At 68.5% G+C, this 17,172-nt stretch carries 14 protein-coding genes and 1 pseudogene; 13 read left to right on the forward strand and 2 right to left on the reverse strand.

The features are described 5' to 3' along the window. The first annotated feature begins 345 nt into the window (after positions 1 to 345). The 7 genes from TX83_RS20480 (at position 346) to TX83_RS20510 (ending at position 8,785) form a co-directional block, all read left to right on the forward strand. On the forward strand, positions 346 to 1,965 hold the full coding sequence (locus TX83_RS20480; protein WP_064749839.1) for a methyl-accepting chemotaxis protein: 1,620 nt from the start codon (positions 346 to 348) through the stop codon (positions 1,963 to 1,965). 40 nt (positions 1,966 to 2,005) lie between these two features. Next, positions 2,006 to 2,473, forward strand: coding sequence for a chemotaxis protein CheW (locus TX83_RS20485; RefSeq protein ID WP_064749840.1), 468 nt, complete (start codon positions 2,006 to 2,008; stop codon positions 2,471 to 2,473). Next, complete coding sequence (locus tag TX83_RS20490) at positions 2,470 to 3,756, forward strand: CheR family methyltransferase (RefSeq protein ID WP_064749841.1); 1,287 nt, start codon at positions 2,470 to 2,472, stop codon at positions 3,754 to 3,756. Before TX83_RS20485 ends, TX83_RS20490 begins: the two co-directional genes overlap by 4 nt. Continuing rightward, positions 3,753 to 4,367, forward strand: a complete 615-nt coding sequence (locus TX83_RS20495; protein WP_064749842.1) for a chemotaxis protein CheW — start codon at positions 3,753 to 3,755, stop codon at positions 4,365 to 4,367. Before TX83_RS20490 ends, TX83_RS20495 begins: the two co-directional genes overlap by 4 nt. Then, positions 4,364 to 6,664, forward strand: coding sequence for a hybrid sensor histidine kinase/response regulator (locus tag TX83_RS20500; protein WP_064749843.1), 2,301 nt, complete (start codon positions 4,364 to 4,366; stop codon positions 6,662 to 6,664). Before TX83_RS20495 ends, TX83_RS20500 begins: the two co-directional genes overlap by 4 nt. A gap of 94 nt (positions 6,665 to 6,758) precedes the next feature. Beyond that, positions 6,759 to 7,778, forward strand: a complete 1,020-nt coding sequence (locus TX83_RS20505) for a chemotaxis response regulator protein-glutamate methylesterase (RefSeq protein WP_064749844.1) — start codon at positions 6,759 to 6,761, stop codon at positions 7,776 to 7,778. Continuing rightward, complete coding sequence (locus TX83_RS20510; protein ID WP_064749845.1) at positions 7,775 to 8,785, forward strand: GGDEF domain-containing response regulator; 1,011 nt, start codon at positions 7,775 to 7,777, stop codon at positions 8,783 to 8,785. The genes TX83_RS20505 and TX83_RS20510 overlap by 4 nt, the downstream gene beginning before the upstream one ends. Positions 8,786 to 8,833: 48 nt before the next feature. On the opposite strand, the gene TX83_RS20515 is transcribed toward TX83_RS20510, so the two are convergent. Both TX83_RS20515 and TX83_RS20520 read right to left on the reverse strand, forming a co-directional pair. After that, the gene (locus TX83_RS20515; RefSeq protein WP_141233606.1) at positions 8,834 to 9,445 is read right to left on the reverse strand and encodes a hypothetical protein; all 612 of its coding nucleotides are present in this window, start codon (positions 9,443 to 9,445) and stop codon (positions 8,834 to 8,836) included. Between the two features lie 260 nt (positions 9,446 to 9,705). After that, a complete protein-coding gene (locus tag TX83_RS20520) occupies positions 9,706 to 10,911 on the reverse strand; it encodes a S41 family peptidase (RefSeq protein WP_064749847.1) in 1,206 nt (401 codons plus the stop codon). Positions 10,912 to 11,177: 266 nt separating this feature from the next. On the opposite strand from TX83_RS20520, the gene TX83_RS20525 reads away from it, so the two are divergent. From TX83_RS20525 to TX83_RS23015, 6 genes and pseudogenes are all read left to right on the forward strand, one after another. Beyond that, on the forward strand, positions 11,178 to 11,459 hold the full coding sequence (locus tag TX83_RS20525; protein ID WP_064749848.1) for a hypothetical protein: 282 nt from the start codon (positions 11,178 to 11,180) through the stop codon (positions 11,457 to 11,459). A gap of 509 nt (positions 11,460 to 11,968) precedes the next feature. After that, positions 11,969 to 12,382: a hypothetical protein gene (locus TX83_RS20530; RefSeq protein WP_064749849.1), complete on the forward strand. Its 414-nt coding sequence runs from the start codon at positions 11,969 to 11,971 to the stop codon at positions 12,380 to 12,382. Positions 12,383 to 12,506: 124 nt separating this feature from the next. Then, complete coding sequence (locus TX83_RS20535) at positions 12,507 to 12,776, forward strand: heavy-metal-associated domain-containing protein (RefSeq protein ID WP_064749850.1); 270 nt, start codon at positions 12,507 to 12,509, stop codon at positions 12,774 to 12,776. A 610-nt stretch (positions 12,777 to 13,386) separates the two neighbouring features. Beyond that, complete coding sequence (locus TX83_RS20540; RefSeq protein ID WP_141233607.1) at positions 13,387 to 14,676, forward strand: hypothetical protein; 1,290 nt, start codon at positions 13,387 to 13,389, stop codon at positions 14,674 to 14,676. 132 nt (positions 14,677 to 14,808) lie between these two features. After that, positions 14,809 to 15,213 carry a hypothetical protein gene (locus TX83_RS23010; protein WP_141233608.1) on the forward strand — a complete coding sequence of 135 codons (405 nt, stop codon included), beginning with the start codon at positions 14,809 to 14,811 and terminating at the stop codon, positions 15,211 to 15,213. 14 nt (positions 15,214 to 15,227) lie between these two features. Then, positions 15,228 to 17,172: pseudogene (locus TX83_RS23015) on the forward strand (hypothetical protein); the annotation flags it as partial.

The following is a 17,172-nucleotide window of genomic DNA, read 5'->3' on the forward strand; positions in this document are numbered from 1 at the left end:
GTAACGCCGCAGCGCCACTTTCGGAGTTGCCGGACGCGGACCGGCGACCGTAGGCTGGACGGCACGTCGGCGCCGCATCGCCGCCGAACCTCGGCGGCCGGCGAACACAGGGGACCCGATGCGATACCCGGGGAGCGGACTGCACGCGGTGCGAACTCGGTCACGTCCGGACCGCCCCCGCTTGCCCCTATGCTCCGCTCGCCGACCACGGCCGCCTGCCCCACGCACGCCGCCGTCCGCTGCGCCTTCGCCAATGCCGGAATCCGCGCACGATCGCGCCGCGCCGTCGCCTTGCGTCGCTCCCGCCGGGCTGGAGAAGTCGCGACAAATCCGACAGGATGAGCCATGAACAACATTACGATCCGCCAACGCATCGTGCTCGGCTTCGCCATCATCGTCGCGGCGATGCTGGTGATGGGAGGCATCGCCTTCGTCCGCCTGCAGCACATCCAGGACGAAGAAACCCTGTTGCGCAGCGACTCCATCCCCGGCCTGTACGCGTCCGGGCAGATGGAGGCGGCCTGGCATTCGTACTACACCGCCCTGCACGGCCTGGTCGGCCTGCCGGCGACCGAACTGCCGCAGGCGCAAGCGCGCCTGGAGGAGCGCCGCGCCGCTTACGAGGCCACGGCCAAGCGCTACGACGACACGATTTCCCAAGCAGAGGACCGCGCCGGCTTCCAGGCCCTGGCCGGACTCACCGCACCGCTGTTCGCCCAGCAGGCCGAACTGATCCGCCTGGCCGGCAGCGACTCCGGCGCGCTGCAGAAGACGCTGCGCGAGCGGATCGACCCGATGTTCGAAAAAGCCGAACGTGCGATCGGGCGGATGATCGAATACAACAACGACCGCGCGGTCGTCTCCGGCAAGCGCATCGACGACGCGGTGCAAGCGGCGCGCTACGGCATGAGCATCGCCTTCGCCGTCGCCCTGCTGGTCGCGGTGCTGGCCGGGTTCTATCTGCTCAAGGCGATCACCGAACCGCTGCAGCGCCTGGCCGACGCCGCCGACGTGTTCGCCAGGGGCGATTTCAGCCAGCGCCTGAATTTCCGCCGCACCGACGAGTTCGGCATCCTGGCCAACGGCTACAACAAGATGAGCGGCGAACTGTCGGGCCTGGTCGGCCAAGTGCAGACCTCGGGCATCCAGGTCAATTCCTCGATCAACGAGATCACCGCGACCCTGCGCGAGCAGCAGGCCACCGCGGCGCAGATCGCCGCCACCACCACCGAGATCGGCGCGACCTCGCGCGAGATCGCCGCGACCTCCAAGGAACTGGCGCGGACCATGGATTCGGTCGCGACCAGCGCCGAACAGACCGCGACCCTGGCCGGCAACGGCCAGGACGGGCTGGCGCAGATGGAAGAGACCATGCGCCGGATGATCGACGCCACCGCGGCGATCAGCGGCAAGCTCGCGGTGCTGGCCGAGAAGGCCAACAACATCGGCCAGGTCGTCACCACCATCACCAAGGTCGCCGACCAGACCAACCTGCTGTCGCTCAATGCCGCGATCGAAGCCGAAAAGGCCGGCGAATACGGCCGCGGCTTCTCGGTGGTGGCGGTGGAGATCCGCCGCCTGGCCGATCAGACCGCGATGGCGACCCTGGACATCGAGCAGATGGTGCGCGAGATCCAATCGGCGGTCTCGGCCGGCGTGATGGGCATGGACAAGTTCTCCGAAGAGGTGCGCCGCGGCACCGGCGACGTGCAGCGGGTCGGCGAACAGCTCACCCAGGTGATCGACCACGTGCAGACCATGGTGCCGCGCTTCGACGCCGCCAACGAAGGCGTGCAGGCGCAGGCCGCCGGCGCCGAGCAGATCAACCTCGCCCTGAGCCAGCTCAGCGAAGCCGCGCAACAGACGGTCGATGCGCTGCGCCAGTCCAACCAGGCCATCGACGAGCTGCACCAGGTCAGCGCCAGCCTGCGCGACGGCATTTCCAAGTTCAAGCTGCTGGCCTGAGCGAAGGCGCCGGCGGCGCGACCGACCCAGCGGAGAACGCGTGCTTTTTCTCGTCTTCCAGCTCGACCAGGACCGATATGCGATCGAAGCGCGGCGGGTGACTGCAGTGCTGCGGATGGTCGCGCCCAAGGCGATCCCGCAGGCTCCGGCCGCGGTCGCCGGCCTGTTCGACTACGCCGGCGAACCGGTGCCGCTGATCGATCTGAGCCAATTGGCGCTGGGCCGGCCGGCGCAGGCGCGGCTCAGCACGCGGGTGGTGCTGGTGCCCTATGCCGACGGCGCGGGCCGCAACCGCACCCTGGGCCTGATCGCCGAGCAGGTCGTCGAAACCGTGCAGCGCGACCCGGCCGAATTCGTCGCCAGCGGTGTCGATTCCGCCGAAGCCGGTTACCTGGGCCCGGTCGCCTCCGATGCGCAGGGCCTGCTGCAATGGGTGCAGATCGAGCGCCTGTTGCCGGCATCGCTGCGCGACCTGCTGTTCGCGGCGACGGACCGCGAACCGGCATGAAGCTGGCCGGCTTCGAGCGCTGGCTGAAGGAGACCATGGGGCTGGACGCCAGCACCATCGGCCCGACCATCGTCGACCGCGCCCTGCGCGAACGCATGGCCGCGGCCGGCAGCGCCGACCTGGCCGGCTACTGGCAAACGCTGCGCGCCTCGCCGCTGGAGCAACAGGAGCTGATCGAAACCGTGGTCGTGCCGGAGACCTGGTTCTTCCGCGACCGCGAGGCGTTCGCCGCGCTGGCGCAGCGATTCGGCCCCGGCGGCAGCGGCGAGCGCACGCTCGACCGGCTGCGCCTGCTCAGTCTGCCCTGCTCCACCGGCGAAGAGCCCTACACCATGGCCATGGCCATGCTCGACGCCGGCCTGCCCGGCGAGCGGCTGGCGATCGACGCCGTCGACATCAGCGAGCGAGCATTGGCCAAGGCGCGCCGCGCCGTGTACGGCAACAACTCCTTCCGCGGCAGCGAACTGCAATACCGCGAACGCCACTTCAGCCCGGTGCCCGGCGGCTGGCAACTCGGTGCGGCGGCGCGCGAGCGGGTGAACTTCCAGCAAGGCAACGTGCTCGACATCGGCTTCCTGCCCGGCGAGGCGGTGTACGACGCGGTGTTCTGCCGCAACCTGCTGATCTACTTCGACCCGCCGACCCAGGCCCGCACCGTCGCCGTGCTCGACCGGCTGCTGCGTCCCGACGGGCTGATGTTCGTCGGCCCGGCCGAAACCGGGCTGATGCTGTCGCTGGGTTTCGTCTCGGCGCAGCTGCCGATGGCGTTCGCGTTCCGCAAGCCGGCCGCGAACGACGCCGCCGTCGTGCCAGCCGCCGCCACGGCGGCACGCCCCCTCCCCAAACCGCTGCCCGCCAAGGCGGCGGCGCCGGCGCCGGCCAAGCCGCGTCCGCGCGTCGCACCGGCGCCGGCCGCCATTCCCGCGGCAACTCCCGCCGCGGCGCCGGCCGCCAACGCCGCGCCGCTGCAGATCGCTCAGCGCGCCGCCGACGACGGCCGTTTCGACGAGGCGATCGCGATCTGCCAGGCGCAGTTGCGCGAACACGGGCCGTCGGTCGAGGCCTTGTACCTGCTTGGCCTGGTGCTCGGCGCGATCGGCCAGGCCACGCGCGCCGAGGACAGCTTCCGCAAGGTGCTCTATCTCGATCCGGCCCACGAGGAAACCCTGATGCACTTGGCCCTGCTGCTCGACGCCAAGGGCGACGCCGCCGGCGCGCGCGTGCTGCGCAGCCGCGCTCAACGCCATCGCAAGCACGAAATCCAGGGCGGAGGCCGCACATGAACGCAGGCGACGAACGCAGCACCGGCGTCTCGGCGGTCGCGCGCCTGCTCGAGCGCGCGCCGCAGGCGCAGGACCTGCGCGAGGCCACCGCCCTCGCCGCGGCGCACGGCGCCGGCCAGGCGATGCTCAGCGGTTCGGCCTTTCTGTTCCGGCTCGGCGGCGAGTGGCTGGGACTGGACAGCGCGGTGGTCGACGAGGTGATCGAGCCGCGCGTCGTGCACAGCCTGCCGCACCGCCGCGACGGCCTGGTGCGCGGGCTGGTCAACGTGCGCGGACGGCTGACCGTGTGCGTGGCGCTGGAATCGTTGTTCCAACTCGACGCGGCACACACCGATGCGCGCGCGCGCCGCCGGCTGGTGGTGCTGGCCCTGCACGACCAGCGGCTGGCCTTCGAAGCCGACGAAGTGCACGGCTCGCATCGCTACGATCCCGCCGAACGCCTGCCGGTGCCGTCGACGGTCGCGCATTCGACTTCGCGCTTCAGCACCGGCGTGTTGAACTGGCAAGGCGGCGCGCACGCCGCGGCGAACGCAGGCGGACCGGCCCGGCACAGCGTCGGCCTGCTCGACGCCGAATTGATCTTGAGCACCATCAACCGGCGGCTGGGATGAGCAACGGCAATCTCCAGGACTACTCCCTGCACGACCTGTTCCGCCTCGAGGTGGAGGGCCAGAGCCAGTTGCTGACCGACGGCCTGCTGTCGCTCGAACGCCAGCCGACCGCGGCCGCCGAACTGGAGTCGTGCATGCGCGCCGCGCATTCGCTCAAAGGCGCGGCGCGGATCGTCGGCCTGTCGGCGGCGGTGTCCGTCGCACACGCGATGGAGGACTGCCTGGTCGACGCCCAGAACGGCCGCATCCTGCTCGACCACGCCAGCATCGACGCCCTGCTCGGCGGGGTCGATCTGCTGGTGCGCATCGCCTCGACCCCGGCCGCCGAAGCCGGCGCCTGGATGCAGGACGAAGCGCCCGAGGCGTTGCGCTTCCGCGCCACGCTCGCCGCCGCGCTGGCCGGGGAAACCTTTGCGTCCGCAGCCGGCGCGCCGGCGATCCCGGCATCGGCGCAGGGCGACGCCGGTGCGGCCGCTGCTTCGGCTTCGGCTCCGGCTCCTGCACCGACGGCGACGGCCGCCGAACCGCACTCCGCCGACGGCGAGGCCGAAGAGCGCGTGCTGCGTATCGACGCGCGCAATCTCAACCGCCTGCTCGGCCTGGCCGGCGAGTCGCTGGTGGTGTCGCGCTGGTTGGACCCGTTCGTGCGCTCGCTCAACCGGCTCAAGCAATTGCAACGCGACGGCGCGCAAGCGCTGGACCGGCTGGCCGAGGCCGCGCCGGCGCTGGCCCAGGAACAACGCGCCGCAGCTCTGCTGCTGCAGGCGCGCACCGCGCTCGGCGAGGCCCAGAGCCTGCTGGGCGAACGCAGCTATCAGCTCGACCTGTTCGAACGCCGCTTCGCCAGCGTCGCGCATCGGCTGTACGACGAGGCGCTGGCCAGTCACATGCGCCCGTTCGCCGACGGCACCCGCGGCCTCAATCGCATGGTCCGCGACGTCGCCCGCGAACTCGGCAAGCAGGCGCAGCTGGAGATCGCCGGCGCCAAGACCCAGGTCGACCGCGATGTGCTGACCAAGCTGGAGGCGCCGCTGGGCCATCTGCTGCGCAACGCGGTCGACCATGGCATCGAAACGCCGGAGGAGCGCCTCGCCGCCGGCAAGCCGGCCGAGGGCAAGATCCGGCTCGAAGCGCACCACGTCGCCGGCCTGCTGGAGATCGTGGTCGAGGACGACGGCCGCGGTATCGCGATCGACCGGGTGCGCGAGCTGGTGATCGAGCGCGGCCTGTCGGACGAGGCCACCGCGCAACGGCTCAGCGAGGCCGAACTGCTGGAGTTCCTGTTCTTGCCCGGCTTCACCCTCAAGCGCACCGTGACCGAGATTTCCGGGCGCGGCGTGGGCCTGGACGCGGTGCAGAACATGGTCAAGCAGTTGCGCGGCAACGTGCGCCTGACCGCCCGCCCGGAGCAAGGCCTGCGTTTCCAGCTGCACCTGCCGCTGACCACCTCGGTGCTGCGGACGCTGGTGGTCGAGATCGGCGGTGAGCCTTACGCCTTCCCCTTGGCGCAGATCGCGCGCACCGCGACCGTCGCGCGCCAGGATTTGCAGTGGCTCGAGGGCCGCCAGCACTTCGCCCTCGACGGCCGTCGCGTCGGCCTGGTCGCGGCGCAACAGTTGCTCGGCGGCGAAGCCAAGCCGGCTCCGGAGCAATTGCAGGTGGTGGTGCTCGGCGACCGCGGCCATGTGCACGAGTACGGCCTGGCCGTCGACCGCTTCGTCGGCGTCAGCGAACTGGTGGTGCAACCGCTGGACCCGCGCCTGGGCAAGGTCAAGGACATCGATTCCGGCGCCCTGCTCGACGACGGCACGCCGGTGCTGATCGTCGACGTCGAGGACCTGCTGCGCTCGATCGAACGCCTGGTCTCGACCGGCCATTTGGCCCAGGTGCGCTACGACGACGGCGCCCACACCGCATCGCGCAAGCGCGTGCTGGTGGTCGACGATTCGCTGACCGTCCGCGAGCTGGAACGCAAACTGATCGAAAGCGGCGGTTACGCGGTGGAAGTCGCGGTGGACGGCATGGACGGCTGGAACGCGGTGCGCTCCGGCCATTTCGACCTGGTCGTGACCGATATCGACATGCCCCGCATGGACGGCATCGAGCTGGTCTCGCTGATCAAGAAAGACGCCCGGTTGCGCGCCACGCCGGTGATGATCGTGTCCTACAAGGACCGCGAAGAAGACCGCCGCCGCGGCCTGGATGCGGGCGCGGACTTCTACTTGACCAAGGGCGGCTTCCACGAGGAAGCCTTGCTGCAGGCGGTGGTCGACCTGATCGGCGAGGCCGTCGCATGAGCGGCCTGCCGCGCGGGCGTCGCTGCGATAATGCCGCTATGGGAACGTCGCTATGGGAACATCGCAATGAGAGTCTGCCCATGAGTGCGTCGCGATGAGGATCGGCATCGTCAACGACCTCGCATTGGCGGTGGAAGCGCTGCGGCGCGCGCTGAGCCAGCGCTCCGACCACAGCGTAGTGTGGACCGCGAGCAGCGGCGAGGAAGCGGTGGCGCAGTGCGCGCGCAACACCCCCGACCTGGTGCTGATGGATCTGATCATGCCCGGCATGGGCGGAGTCGAGGCGACCCGCCAGATCATGGCGCGCAGCCCCTGCGCGATCCTGGTGGTCACCGCCAGCGTCGGCGGCAACGCGCCGCTGGTGTTCGAAGCGATGGGCCACGGCGCGCTCGACGCGACCGACGTGCCCGCGCTCGGCAGCGACGCGCCGGGCGCGGCGGACGGGCTGTTGGCGAAGATCGACTTGATCGGCCGGCTGATCGGCGACCGGCCGTCGCGCGCGGCGCCGCGGCCGCAGCGCCGCAACGGCAGCGGCGAACGCCTGATCGCGATCGGCGCGTCCGCCGGCGGCCCGGCGGCCGTGGCCGAGGTGCTGGGCGGCTTGCCGGCGGCGTTCCCCGCGGCGATCGCCATCGTCCAGCACATCGACGAAAAATTCGCCGGCAGCATGGCCGAATGGCTCAATCGTTATTCGCCCAATCCGGTGCGGCTGGCCCGTCCCGGCGACACCCTGACCGTCGGCGAGGCGCTGCTGGCGGCGACCAACGAGCACCTGGTGCTGACGCCGGACGGCGCGCTCGATTACGCCGCCGAGCCGAAAGAGCAACCTTACCGGCCCTCGGTCGACGTGTTCTTCGACAGCATCGCCGAACGCTGGCCGGGGCCGATCGCCGGCGTGTTGCTCAGCGGCATGGGCCGCGACGGCGCCAGCGGCCTGCTCGGCCTGCGCAACAAGGGCCACCACACCATCGCCCAGGACCGCGCGACCAGCGCGGTCTACGGCATGCCCAAGGCCGCGGCCGAACTCGGCGCCGCGGTCGACATCCTGCCTCTGGACCGTATCGCGGCGCGGCTGCGGGTCCTGTTCGGAGATCAACGGAGCGCATCGTCATGAGCGTCATCGAGCCACCCGCCGCTGTCGACTTGCGCCCGGGACGCATCGTCGTGCTGCTGGTCGACGATCAACCGATCATCGGCGAAGCGGTGCGGCGCGCCGTCGCCGGCGCGACCGACATCGAGTACCACTACTGCGCCCATGCCGGCGAAGCGGTCGCCGCCGCCGAGGCGCTACACCCGACGGTGATCATGCAGGACCTGGTCATGCCCGGCATCGACGGCATGAGCCTGGTACCGCTGTACCGCGACAGCCCGGTCCTGCGCGACGTCCCGATCGTGGTGCTGTCGAGCAAGGAGGACGCGGCGGTCAAGAGCCAGGCCTTCGCCATCGGCGCGGCCGATTACCTGGTCAAGCTGCCCGACCCGATCGAGCTGATCGCGCGCATCCGCCATCACTCGCGCGCCTATCTCAACCAGGTCGAGCGCGACGCCGCCTACCGCGCGCTCAGCGAAAACCAGCAGAAGCTGATGGAGATGAACGAGGCCTTGCGACGGCTCAGCGAGGTCGACGGCCTCACCGGGCTCAACAACCGCCGCTACCTGGACTCCTTCCTCGATCACGAATGGCCGCGCGCCGCGCGCGAGCGCAGCGACTTTTCGGCGCTGATGATCGACGTCGATTACTTCAAGTTCTACAACGATACCTACGGCCACCTGGCCGGCGACGAAGTGCTCAAGGCGGTGGCCGGCGTGGTGCGCACCTGCGCGCGGCGCCCGGCCGACGTCGCCGCGCGCTACGGCGGCGAAGAGTTCGCCCTGATCCTTCCCGCCACCGACATGGAGGGCGCGCACACCGTCGCCGAGCAGATCTGCGCCGAAGTGCGCGCGCTGGACATCCCCAACGAGCGTGCCGCCAACGGCCGGGTCACGGTCAGCGTCGGCGGCGCCACGACGATGCCGGCGCCGGGCACCTCCTACAAGCCGCTGCTGGAACTCGCCGACGCCGCGCTGTACGAGGCCAAGCGCTCGGGCAAGGACCGCGCGGTGCAGCGCCGGCCGGAGTGACGCCGCGCGCCCGGCGCATGAGCCGGGGCGGACGACGACACGGCGCGCTCAGTCCTCCGGTAGGACGATCTTGGCGCAGTCCGGCCCGCTCAGCATCGGATCGTCGACGCAGGGCAGACCGCCGGGCACGCGCTGCGGATAGCGCACCGGCGCGTGGCCGCCGCCCCAACCGGGAAAGTACGCCGCCGTGCGCGAAGGGCCGCGGTCGATGAGGGTCGTGGTCTGGACGAAACGCTCGTCGCCGTAACGCTCGACCCGGTAACCATGGAGTTCGCTGTAGCCGTAGGCCGGCAGCACCGCCTCGATGCGCACCGACGGCCGGGCGTAGTGCAGATACACGCCGTCGTGCGCCGGTGCATGCGAGCGGTAGCGGGGGTAGTGGCGACCGTCGCGGCGCCGTTCGTCGCCGCGGTCGCGGTAACCGTCGCGGTAATCGCCATGGCGATCGCGATAGCCGTCGTGACCGCCGACGACCGCTCCGCGATGCGTCGGAACCGTGGTGCGCGGCAGCACCGTGTCGTAAGGCGCCACGGTCTGCCCGGGCCCCGGAGTGAAGCCATACACCTGGACCGCGCTGCGCGATTGCGCCATCGCCTGGGCTGCGACGCCCGATAGCGACATCGCGGCGGCCGTAGCCAGAATCAGTCTTGTCGCGCTCATCGCCCGCTCCGCTGCCCTGTGGAAAGCCGCCGCGATGCCGGCACGGCGACAGGCCGATGGTAGCGCCCCGGAACCCGGCGGCGAATGCGGCAGGCCTCGGCAGCGGACGACATTCAGCCGGCAGACGGCGGCAGCGGCGGAAGGAATCGAATCCACCCGTTCAGATTAGGCCTCAGCAGCGGACATCGCAGTGGCGCGGGCCGCCTGCGAGACCTTGCCGCGGTCCACATTCGCCGGTGCCTTCCCGCTCGCCGCCCCGGTCACGGCGCCAGCGCATCGATCGCCGCCTCCAGGTCCGGGTCGCGGCCACTGCACAGGTCGGCGCGGGTCCATTCGATGCGCCGGTCCGGCGTCATCGGCCGGTCGCCCAGATCGCGTCCGTCCGCCGCCCACAGCCCGTGCACCGGCACGGTCAGCGACCAGCCGCGGGCCAGTTCGAACGTCTCGCCGCTGAGCAGCGCGCCGGCGCTGTCGCGGCCGAAGAAACGGGCGCCGCTGTACAGGCGCATCGCCCAGGCGAAGCCCTCGCCGGCGCTGGCGGTTTCGCCGTCGATCAGCACCACCACCGGCGACCGATAACGCGTTTTGCCCGGCAGTGGATCGGAATGGAACACCGCTGCGCCGTGCTGCGCGCCGATCGCCTCGAACACCGCCGCATCGGTGTAGGCGCCGATGGTCTTGGGCCCGCGCGCGATGTCGGCCGCGCTCGGCCGCCGGCCGAGCGACTGCAGATAGGACCGGGCATACAAGGCGAACACCGGGCGTTCGCCCGGCTGCATGAAATAGCTGGCCAGGCGCAAGGCCGACGTGTTGCCGCCGCTGTTGCGGCGCAGGTCCAGGATCAGGCCCTGGGTGTCGCCCAGATCGCTCATGGCGCGGTCGGCCAACTCGGCGGCGCCGTCGTCGAAACGGTCCACGCGCAGATAGCCCAGGCTCAAGCCTTTGCGCGGCGCATAGCGGCTCCAGCGCCAGCCGGGAGACTCCGACGCACTGAGCCCAACCCGGGCGACCCGTAGCGCGCGCGTCGCGCCGGCGCAGGTCCGCACGTTCAGATCGACGCGACTGCCGATCGGACCGGCGAGCGCATCGGCCGGCCCCTGCAGGCGATCGCCCGGTCGCAGCCCTTGCCGCCAGGCATCGCTCAACGGCGAGACCTCCACCGCGGTAGCCGCGCCTTCGACCCTTTCGAAACGAGCGCCGATACCGCGCGCACGCGCGCCGCTCCCGGCCGGCGGCGCGAGCGCGACGTGGGACACCTTCAATTCGCCGAGCATCCGCGCCACCAGGGCCTGGAAGGCCGCATCGTCGGCGACGCTGCCCAATTGCCCCCGATAGCGCTGCCCCACCGCGGCCCAATCCGTGCCGTGGAAGCCGGGGTCGTAAAAGTTCGTCTCGACGGTCGTCCAGACCTGTTCGAACAACGGCCGATAGCCGCCCGGCGCCTCGACGCCGAACGCGGTTCCCATCCCAGCCAGCCACCCCGCCAACGCCAGCGCCGACGCCCTGCCCCACGAGCTGTCCCGCTTCGACTTCCTTTGCCGCATCGACCGCTTCCCTGAACGTCGGCGCCGTCGCGACGCCCGAAGCGACGTGATAGCCGATCCCGACGGGCGCCGGCAACGCCGTTCGTCCCGGCCATTCCCGGCTTGATCGCTTGGACGGCGCACAACGCGGCCTTCACATCGCCGGGCCTAGGCTGAATCCGCAGGGGCCGTCAGCCGGAGAGTGCGTCATGCACGCTGCGCAGCTGCGTTCGCTCAGCTATTGGGCGACCCACTACAAGCAGGCCCCCTTCTATCGCGAAGGCTTGTCCTTCTCCGACTACGCGCCGGCGATCTATCTCGGCATCGCCGCACGCGGCGACCATCCCGAGGCCTGCTTCAAGGACCTCGAGGCCGAACTCGAAGAACGCTACGCCCAGGTCCGGCAAGGCTCGCGCTTGAACTGGATCCGAGCGGTCGAGGTCGCCGAAGCGGCCTGGCACAGCATCCACGACGAGGCCGTAGCGGCCTGACCGGACGCCGATCCACGGCTCGGCGCGGCCGGCTGCAACGGCGTCCATAGCGGTCGCCAGGGCTGCGCCGATGCGCTGCCTGATGGCGGCTTGCGCCACACGGCGCGCTAACGCCCGGCGCGTTCGCCGGATCGCGCCTGCGCATCGTCTGCAGGCGCGATCCCGCGGTCGCACTTGAACCCGACCCCGTTGCCGAGTCGCGACTGGCCGATATCGAGTGGGTCGAGCTCGATAAAACGAGCTCGCCGTTCGCGCCAACCGGCTTCGCGTACGTCGTCGTGGCCGGCATTCGCACAACGCCGCGCCTGTATCCAGCCTCCCCTCCTCATTGCGCGGTGCGAGCGGCATTCCGCATCGCCGTTCTCAGTTCCAGGATCGCGCCGAAAGTCGAACGTCCGCGCCTGTCCCCCGCCCGCGCCTGCTGCCGTTTGTCTGGGAGCACGTCGGGGCGACTCGCCTTACCGCCTTGCGACGCCCCCTTCCTCCGACGCCACCAGGATCCGGCCCCTATGACCGATATGCCCGCCCCCTCGCCGATCGTCGACAACGACCTCCAGGCCCACATCCAGCGCGTCACCGAGGCCGCCGCGCGTGCGATCGCCTCGCTGGACCAAGTCTCCGGCGATGCCGCGGGCCAGGTCGCGCAATCGGCCGCCGCCTACTTCGACAGCGTGAGCCAGCTCGCCCTGGCCAGCCACGGCGTGTTGCTCAAGCGCATGACCGAGGAACTGGTCGAACAACATGCGGCCAAGGCCGCCGAAGACGCGCTCGGCATACTCGTCAGCGATGTCCTGCTCGGCGCCGCCGCGGCGGTGGCCGCCGCCGTGGGCGCGATCGAGGCCGAATCGGCCGGCTTCGCTATCGACCGGATCGACCAGAACATCGCCAAGTACACGGCGCTGCTGCAGGAACGCGGCGGCTGAATCCGGCGCGCCGCCGAAGCGATCGCGCGTAGGCGCTCGCGCGACCGCGATCGGCTTGACCTTCCTACCGTGGCAAGCCCGAGGCTGTCTCGGCCGGCGCACCGCCGGCCTAACGGAATCTGCCATGCAACTGATCGTGGAAGGAATGAACTGCGGCCACTGCGTCGCCACCATCGCATCCGCCATCCGCCTGCTGGACGCCGCGGCCGAGGTCGAAGTCGATCTGGCCGCGGGCACGGTGTCGATCGCCAACACCGATCTCAGCCCAGCCGCCGCCGGCGATGCGCTCGGCGACGCCGGCTATGACGTCGTCGCGGTGGTCGATGCCGCGATCGGCAACCCGAGCGCAAAGCCGCAAAGCGCAAACGCCTGCTGCGGCGGTTGCCGTACTTGAGCTGGCGTCGGTTTGGGCGCCGGAGCGGTAGGCGCTGAAAGCGAACCGCTCGTGACGCCGGGAAATCCGACGACGCACCGAACTCAGTCGAGCGATGCGATCAACAGGAACCATCGCATGCGGACGATCCGCATCTCGCACAAGGGTCGGCGGCGTTCTGCGACGACGCCGACGCCATCCAGGAAATCACACCGCGCTTCAGCCGGACGCCGCTCGCGTCGCCAGACCGCGACTTGACGTCCGCTCCACCCAGCGGCCAATCTTGAAACTGTCGAACAATACGGGCGCCCGCCACCGGCGCCCCTGCCTGGCCTGACCGCCGGGCCCGGGCGCGATAACACGTCCCATTCGCCGCTGCGCAGGATGCGCGACGAGGCCGCCGCACAGAGCAGACAAGGACCGTCCATGCCCCATCGCCACGACGCTCGCACCACCACACCGCCGCCTTCACGCGCGACGCGACGACGCCCGTCGTGCGCCGCGCCGACAACCCGTCTGCGCACGGATAAAGCGCGGCATGGGCAGGCCACTAAGCACATTCAGCGACTACCCAGAGCGACGGCGTCCTAGGACGATAGGCATGAACTCCCCCGCTTCCCCGAACCCAGCCATGACCATCAGCCCTGAACTGCAAGCCAAGATCGATGCGCTCGACAATGAGAAGCTCAGGGACAGAATTCTGAGTGTGCTTACCGGCCCCGGAAAACGGACGGCCAGCGACGAGGATATCTATGAAAACATGGTGTCCAATCACAAGGCGTGTCAGGAGCAACAGGCTCGGAAACGCAAGTGGCGCGACGACGAGGTAGTCGCCTTCGCCCAGTACCTGAGCGTGGTAAGCCCGGAAGACTATGCCGACTTCCTGCACCAGCAGCGGGAGTTCAACCATATCGATGCGGAACTCGGCTGGGACGTCCGCCGTTTTATAGCGGTGTGGGCACCGAAGCTGGACTATTTCCTGGACGACAGCGAGTTGTTCAGCGATTTCCGCACCTATATCGAGGCCACCTTTTGCGAGTCCGCGCTCGAACGCCAGGCAGCAGATCTGTCTATCAGTTCCGAGCTGCGGGCCAAAATCGACGCACTGGAAGAAAAACCGCTCAGGGACAGATTGCGCTGGGTGCTCGCCGCGCCCGCGCACCGGCGCGCCGACGATGAGGCGACCTTCCAGATCGTGCTGTCCGCCGACGCCTTGGCCAAACAGCAACTGGCCGGAGTACAGAGCTGGAGCGAGGACGAGCTGGCGGAGTTCACCCGCTTCTTCCGCGAAACCTGGCCGGAAGACCATGCCGAACTGCTGCGGCAGCAGGATCCCAGCCTGATCGGACCCGAACTCGCCTCGAGTCTTCAATGGCTGCTGGCATGTTGGGCGCCGGTTTCGACCATGGTCGAGATCAAGGGGCTGTTCCGCCAGTACCGCAATCACCTCAAGACCGCCGCTCCGGTCGCGGACGAGACCGACCGGAGTCTTTGGGAACGAACCACGCCCGTCGATCCGGAACTGCAAGCCAAGATCGACGCGATCGAGAACGCCGAGGTCAAAGCCAGAGTCCTGCGCCTGCTTTCATGCCCCTGGCGGGGCCACACTCTCGATAGCGCGATCTACTCCTTGGTCACCTCCGAACACGAGAACGCCGAAATCGAGCGGTCCTACCTCGAGGAATGGGGCGACAAGGAGCAATGGCGCATCGACGGGGAAGTGCGTTTCGCCGAATACTTCCGCAAACACCGGCCGCACGACTATGCCGAGTTCCAGCGCCAGGCCAAGGAATCCAGCGAGATCGCCCCGCAACTGCGCTGGGACGTGTCTCGCCTGCTGAGGGAATGGGTCATGGATCTGAGCTCCTCCGATCACAAGATGCTGATCGGCAGGCTTCGCGATTACCTCAAGTCGCATTGATCCGATCGAGGCAGGCGAAATGGATGCATGCCCTTGCCGGGCATTACTTTACAAACAAGAATATAACCAAATCAATAATCCAACCTAAATACATTTGATACATTAACCGTCAACCCTTAAAGGAGCCGTGTCGTGCCCATCACTTCTGAAGTACAAGCGAAAATTGATGCATTAGAAGATGAAGAGCTCAAAGCAAAAGTTATCCGAGCCCTTACAGGCCCCGGTATTAGGCGAGCGAGCGACGAGGACATCTACGAGCTAATCGTCACCGACTACGTATTGGCAAAGCAGGAACAGGCCCGACTGAAACAATGGAAAGACGACGAAGTACTCGCCTTCATACAATACTTTAAAGAAAAAAAGCCGAAGGACTATGCTGAATTCCTACGACAGGAAAAGGAATTCAATGAGATTGACACAGCACTTACCTGGGACGTTCGCCGTTTGATCTGGGATTGGATGCCCGATCTCAGCTCGGCTGACTGCAGCGGACTTTTCAGGAAACTTCGTCATCATGCCAGGTCAATTCTGGTCTGATCAAGGAGGATCTGATGACCGTGAAATATCTTCTTGCTGACACCAGCAGCTTGGTTTTTGCCTATCGCGCGGGAGGCCCGGATCTACTTGATGCATATATCAAGCTCGCCGAAAACGAGGGATTTAAGCTCACCATCTCCAGACTAGTCGAAATCGAAATTGAAAAAGGTCCTCTTGAACGGGACCTCCTTGATTATCTCGCCAGTCGCGATATCAGAGCTCAAGACACACCCGAAACAGAGCAACAATTGAGGGATGCTACCGATCCTCAGGAGCTCAAGCGGCTTACAAAAAATGCAGGCGAACGCTCCCTGCTCGAAATCGCAGCTCGCGAGCATGCTGAAGGTCGCAACGTCGTCATCTGGTCTGATGACGGGCAATTCATTTCGCCGCAGATACGGCGCCAACTCCAGCGGGAGCTGCCTGGCCTGCAACTCAGGACTACCGCCGAGTTGCTGGACCAATCGTACCGGGATGGCATCATCACTGAGGCCCAGTACCAACAGCATTTAGCCGGCTACCGCCAACAGGATCATTTCCAGAAGAGCACCCGCCTCAATTCGTTCGACCCCTCCCTATCCCCCGCCCCCGCCGATCTCCCCGAAGGCGAAACCTCCTTGCGCGGCCCCAACGGCCAGCGCGGCTTCGCCTCCGCCCAATTGCTGATCGGCGAGGTTCCCAGAAACACCCTGATCCGCTCCGGCGGTCTGTTGGCCAGCGGGGTCGACGTGGCCGCCAGCACTCGCCGCGTCGCCGAATTGCTGGAGCAGGACAATCCCACCGCCGCGCGGTCCGAAGCCACCCATGCGGCGGCGCGCAATCTCGGCGGCTGGGTCGGCGGCAGCGCCGCGGCCTACGCGGTCGGCACCTCGGGCTACGTGCCCGCGGCCCTGGTCGTCGCCGACGCGATGCTGATGAGCAAGGCCTTCGACAAGGCCGTGGACCTGAAAGAAAACCACGACATCACCCATCAGACCGACCGGCAGGGCGTGGCGTGGGAATTCAATGGCCGCAACTGGGTGCGCGAGGGCTTGATCGACCGCAGCGCCGACGGCCGCGACAACCCGGTCGAAGGCACGCTAGGCGCGAACTACGACAAGGCGCGCGAGCTGGGCGCCCGAGCCAGCGTCACGGCGGTGGAACTGGCCCTGGGCAAGGTGCCGCGGCCGCAGGATCCGTTCGATATTCCGGCCGGCCCGCACGACCAAGGGGGCCTGGACAACCCGAACTGGCGCCGCGACCCGGCGACGGAGCAGTGGCAGCGCCAGGTCAAGACCGGCGTCGCCGGCGCCAACGATCGCGGCGTTTACGAACAACAGGTCGCCACCCCGGAACGGGCGATGGAGCTGAACCGCGAAGCGGTCGCGCGCATCCAGCACAACATCGGCAACGGCCGCGAGGCCGTCGCCGCCGCCTACCTGGAGAACTACGCCGCGCAGCGCTCGAGCGACTTCGTCGCGGTGCCGGCGGCCGTGCAATCGGCGCGGCCGCGGCCCGAGGAGGTGCTGGGCTCGGACGGCCAGCTCTATCGGCGCAGCCCGGACGGGGAATGGGCCGGCGCCGGCCGGGTCGCGCAGGGCAATCTGGCGCTGGAGCTGGAGCTGACCCGCTCGGCGCGCGAGCCCTCGCTGCAGCAGTTCGATGCGCGCCTCGCCGCACTCGACGCCAGGCCCGCGCCCAGCGAAGAACAGCGTCAGCAGAACCATCTGCTGCACCAGTACCGGGTCACCGCCGACAGGACCGAACTCACTCCCGAATGGCAGCAGGCCATCGGCCTGGCGGTGCAACGCACCCGCGACGCGCACGGCATCGACGGGCCCGGCGCGCTGCAACTGCAACGCAGCCACGGAGCCTATGGCGCCGACAGTTCCATCGCCCACTACCAGCGCGACGCCCAGGGCGTGAACCGGCTGGGCGCCGTCACCAGCCGCGAAGACATCCTGCAGGCGCGCCAGGAGG

This window comes from Lysobacter antibioticus HS124, assembly GCF_000336385.2.
Taxonomy (GTDB): Bacteria; Pseudomonadota; Gammaproteobacteria; order Xanthomonadales; family Xanthomonadaceae; genus Lysobacter; species Lysobacter firmicutimachus.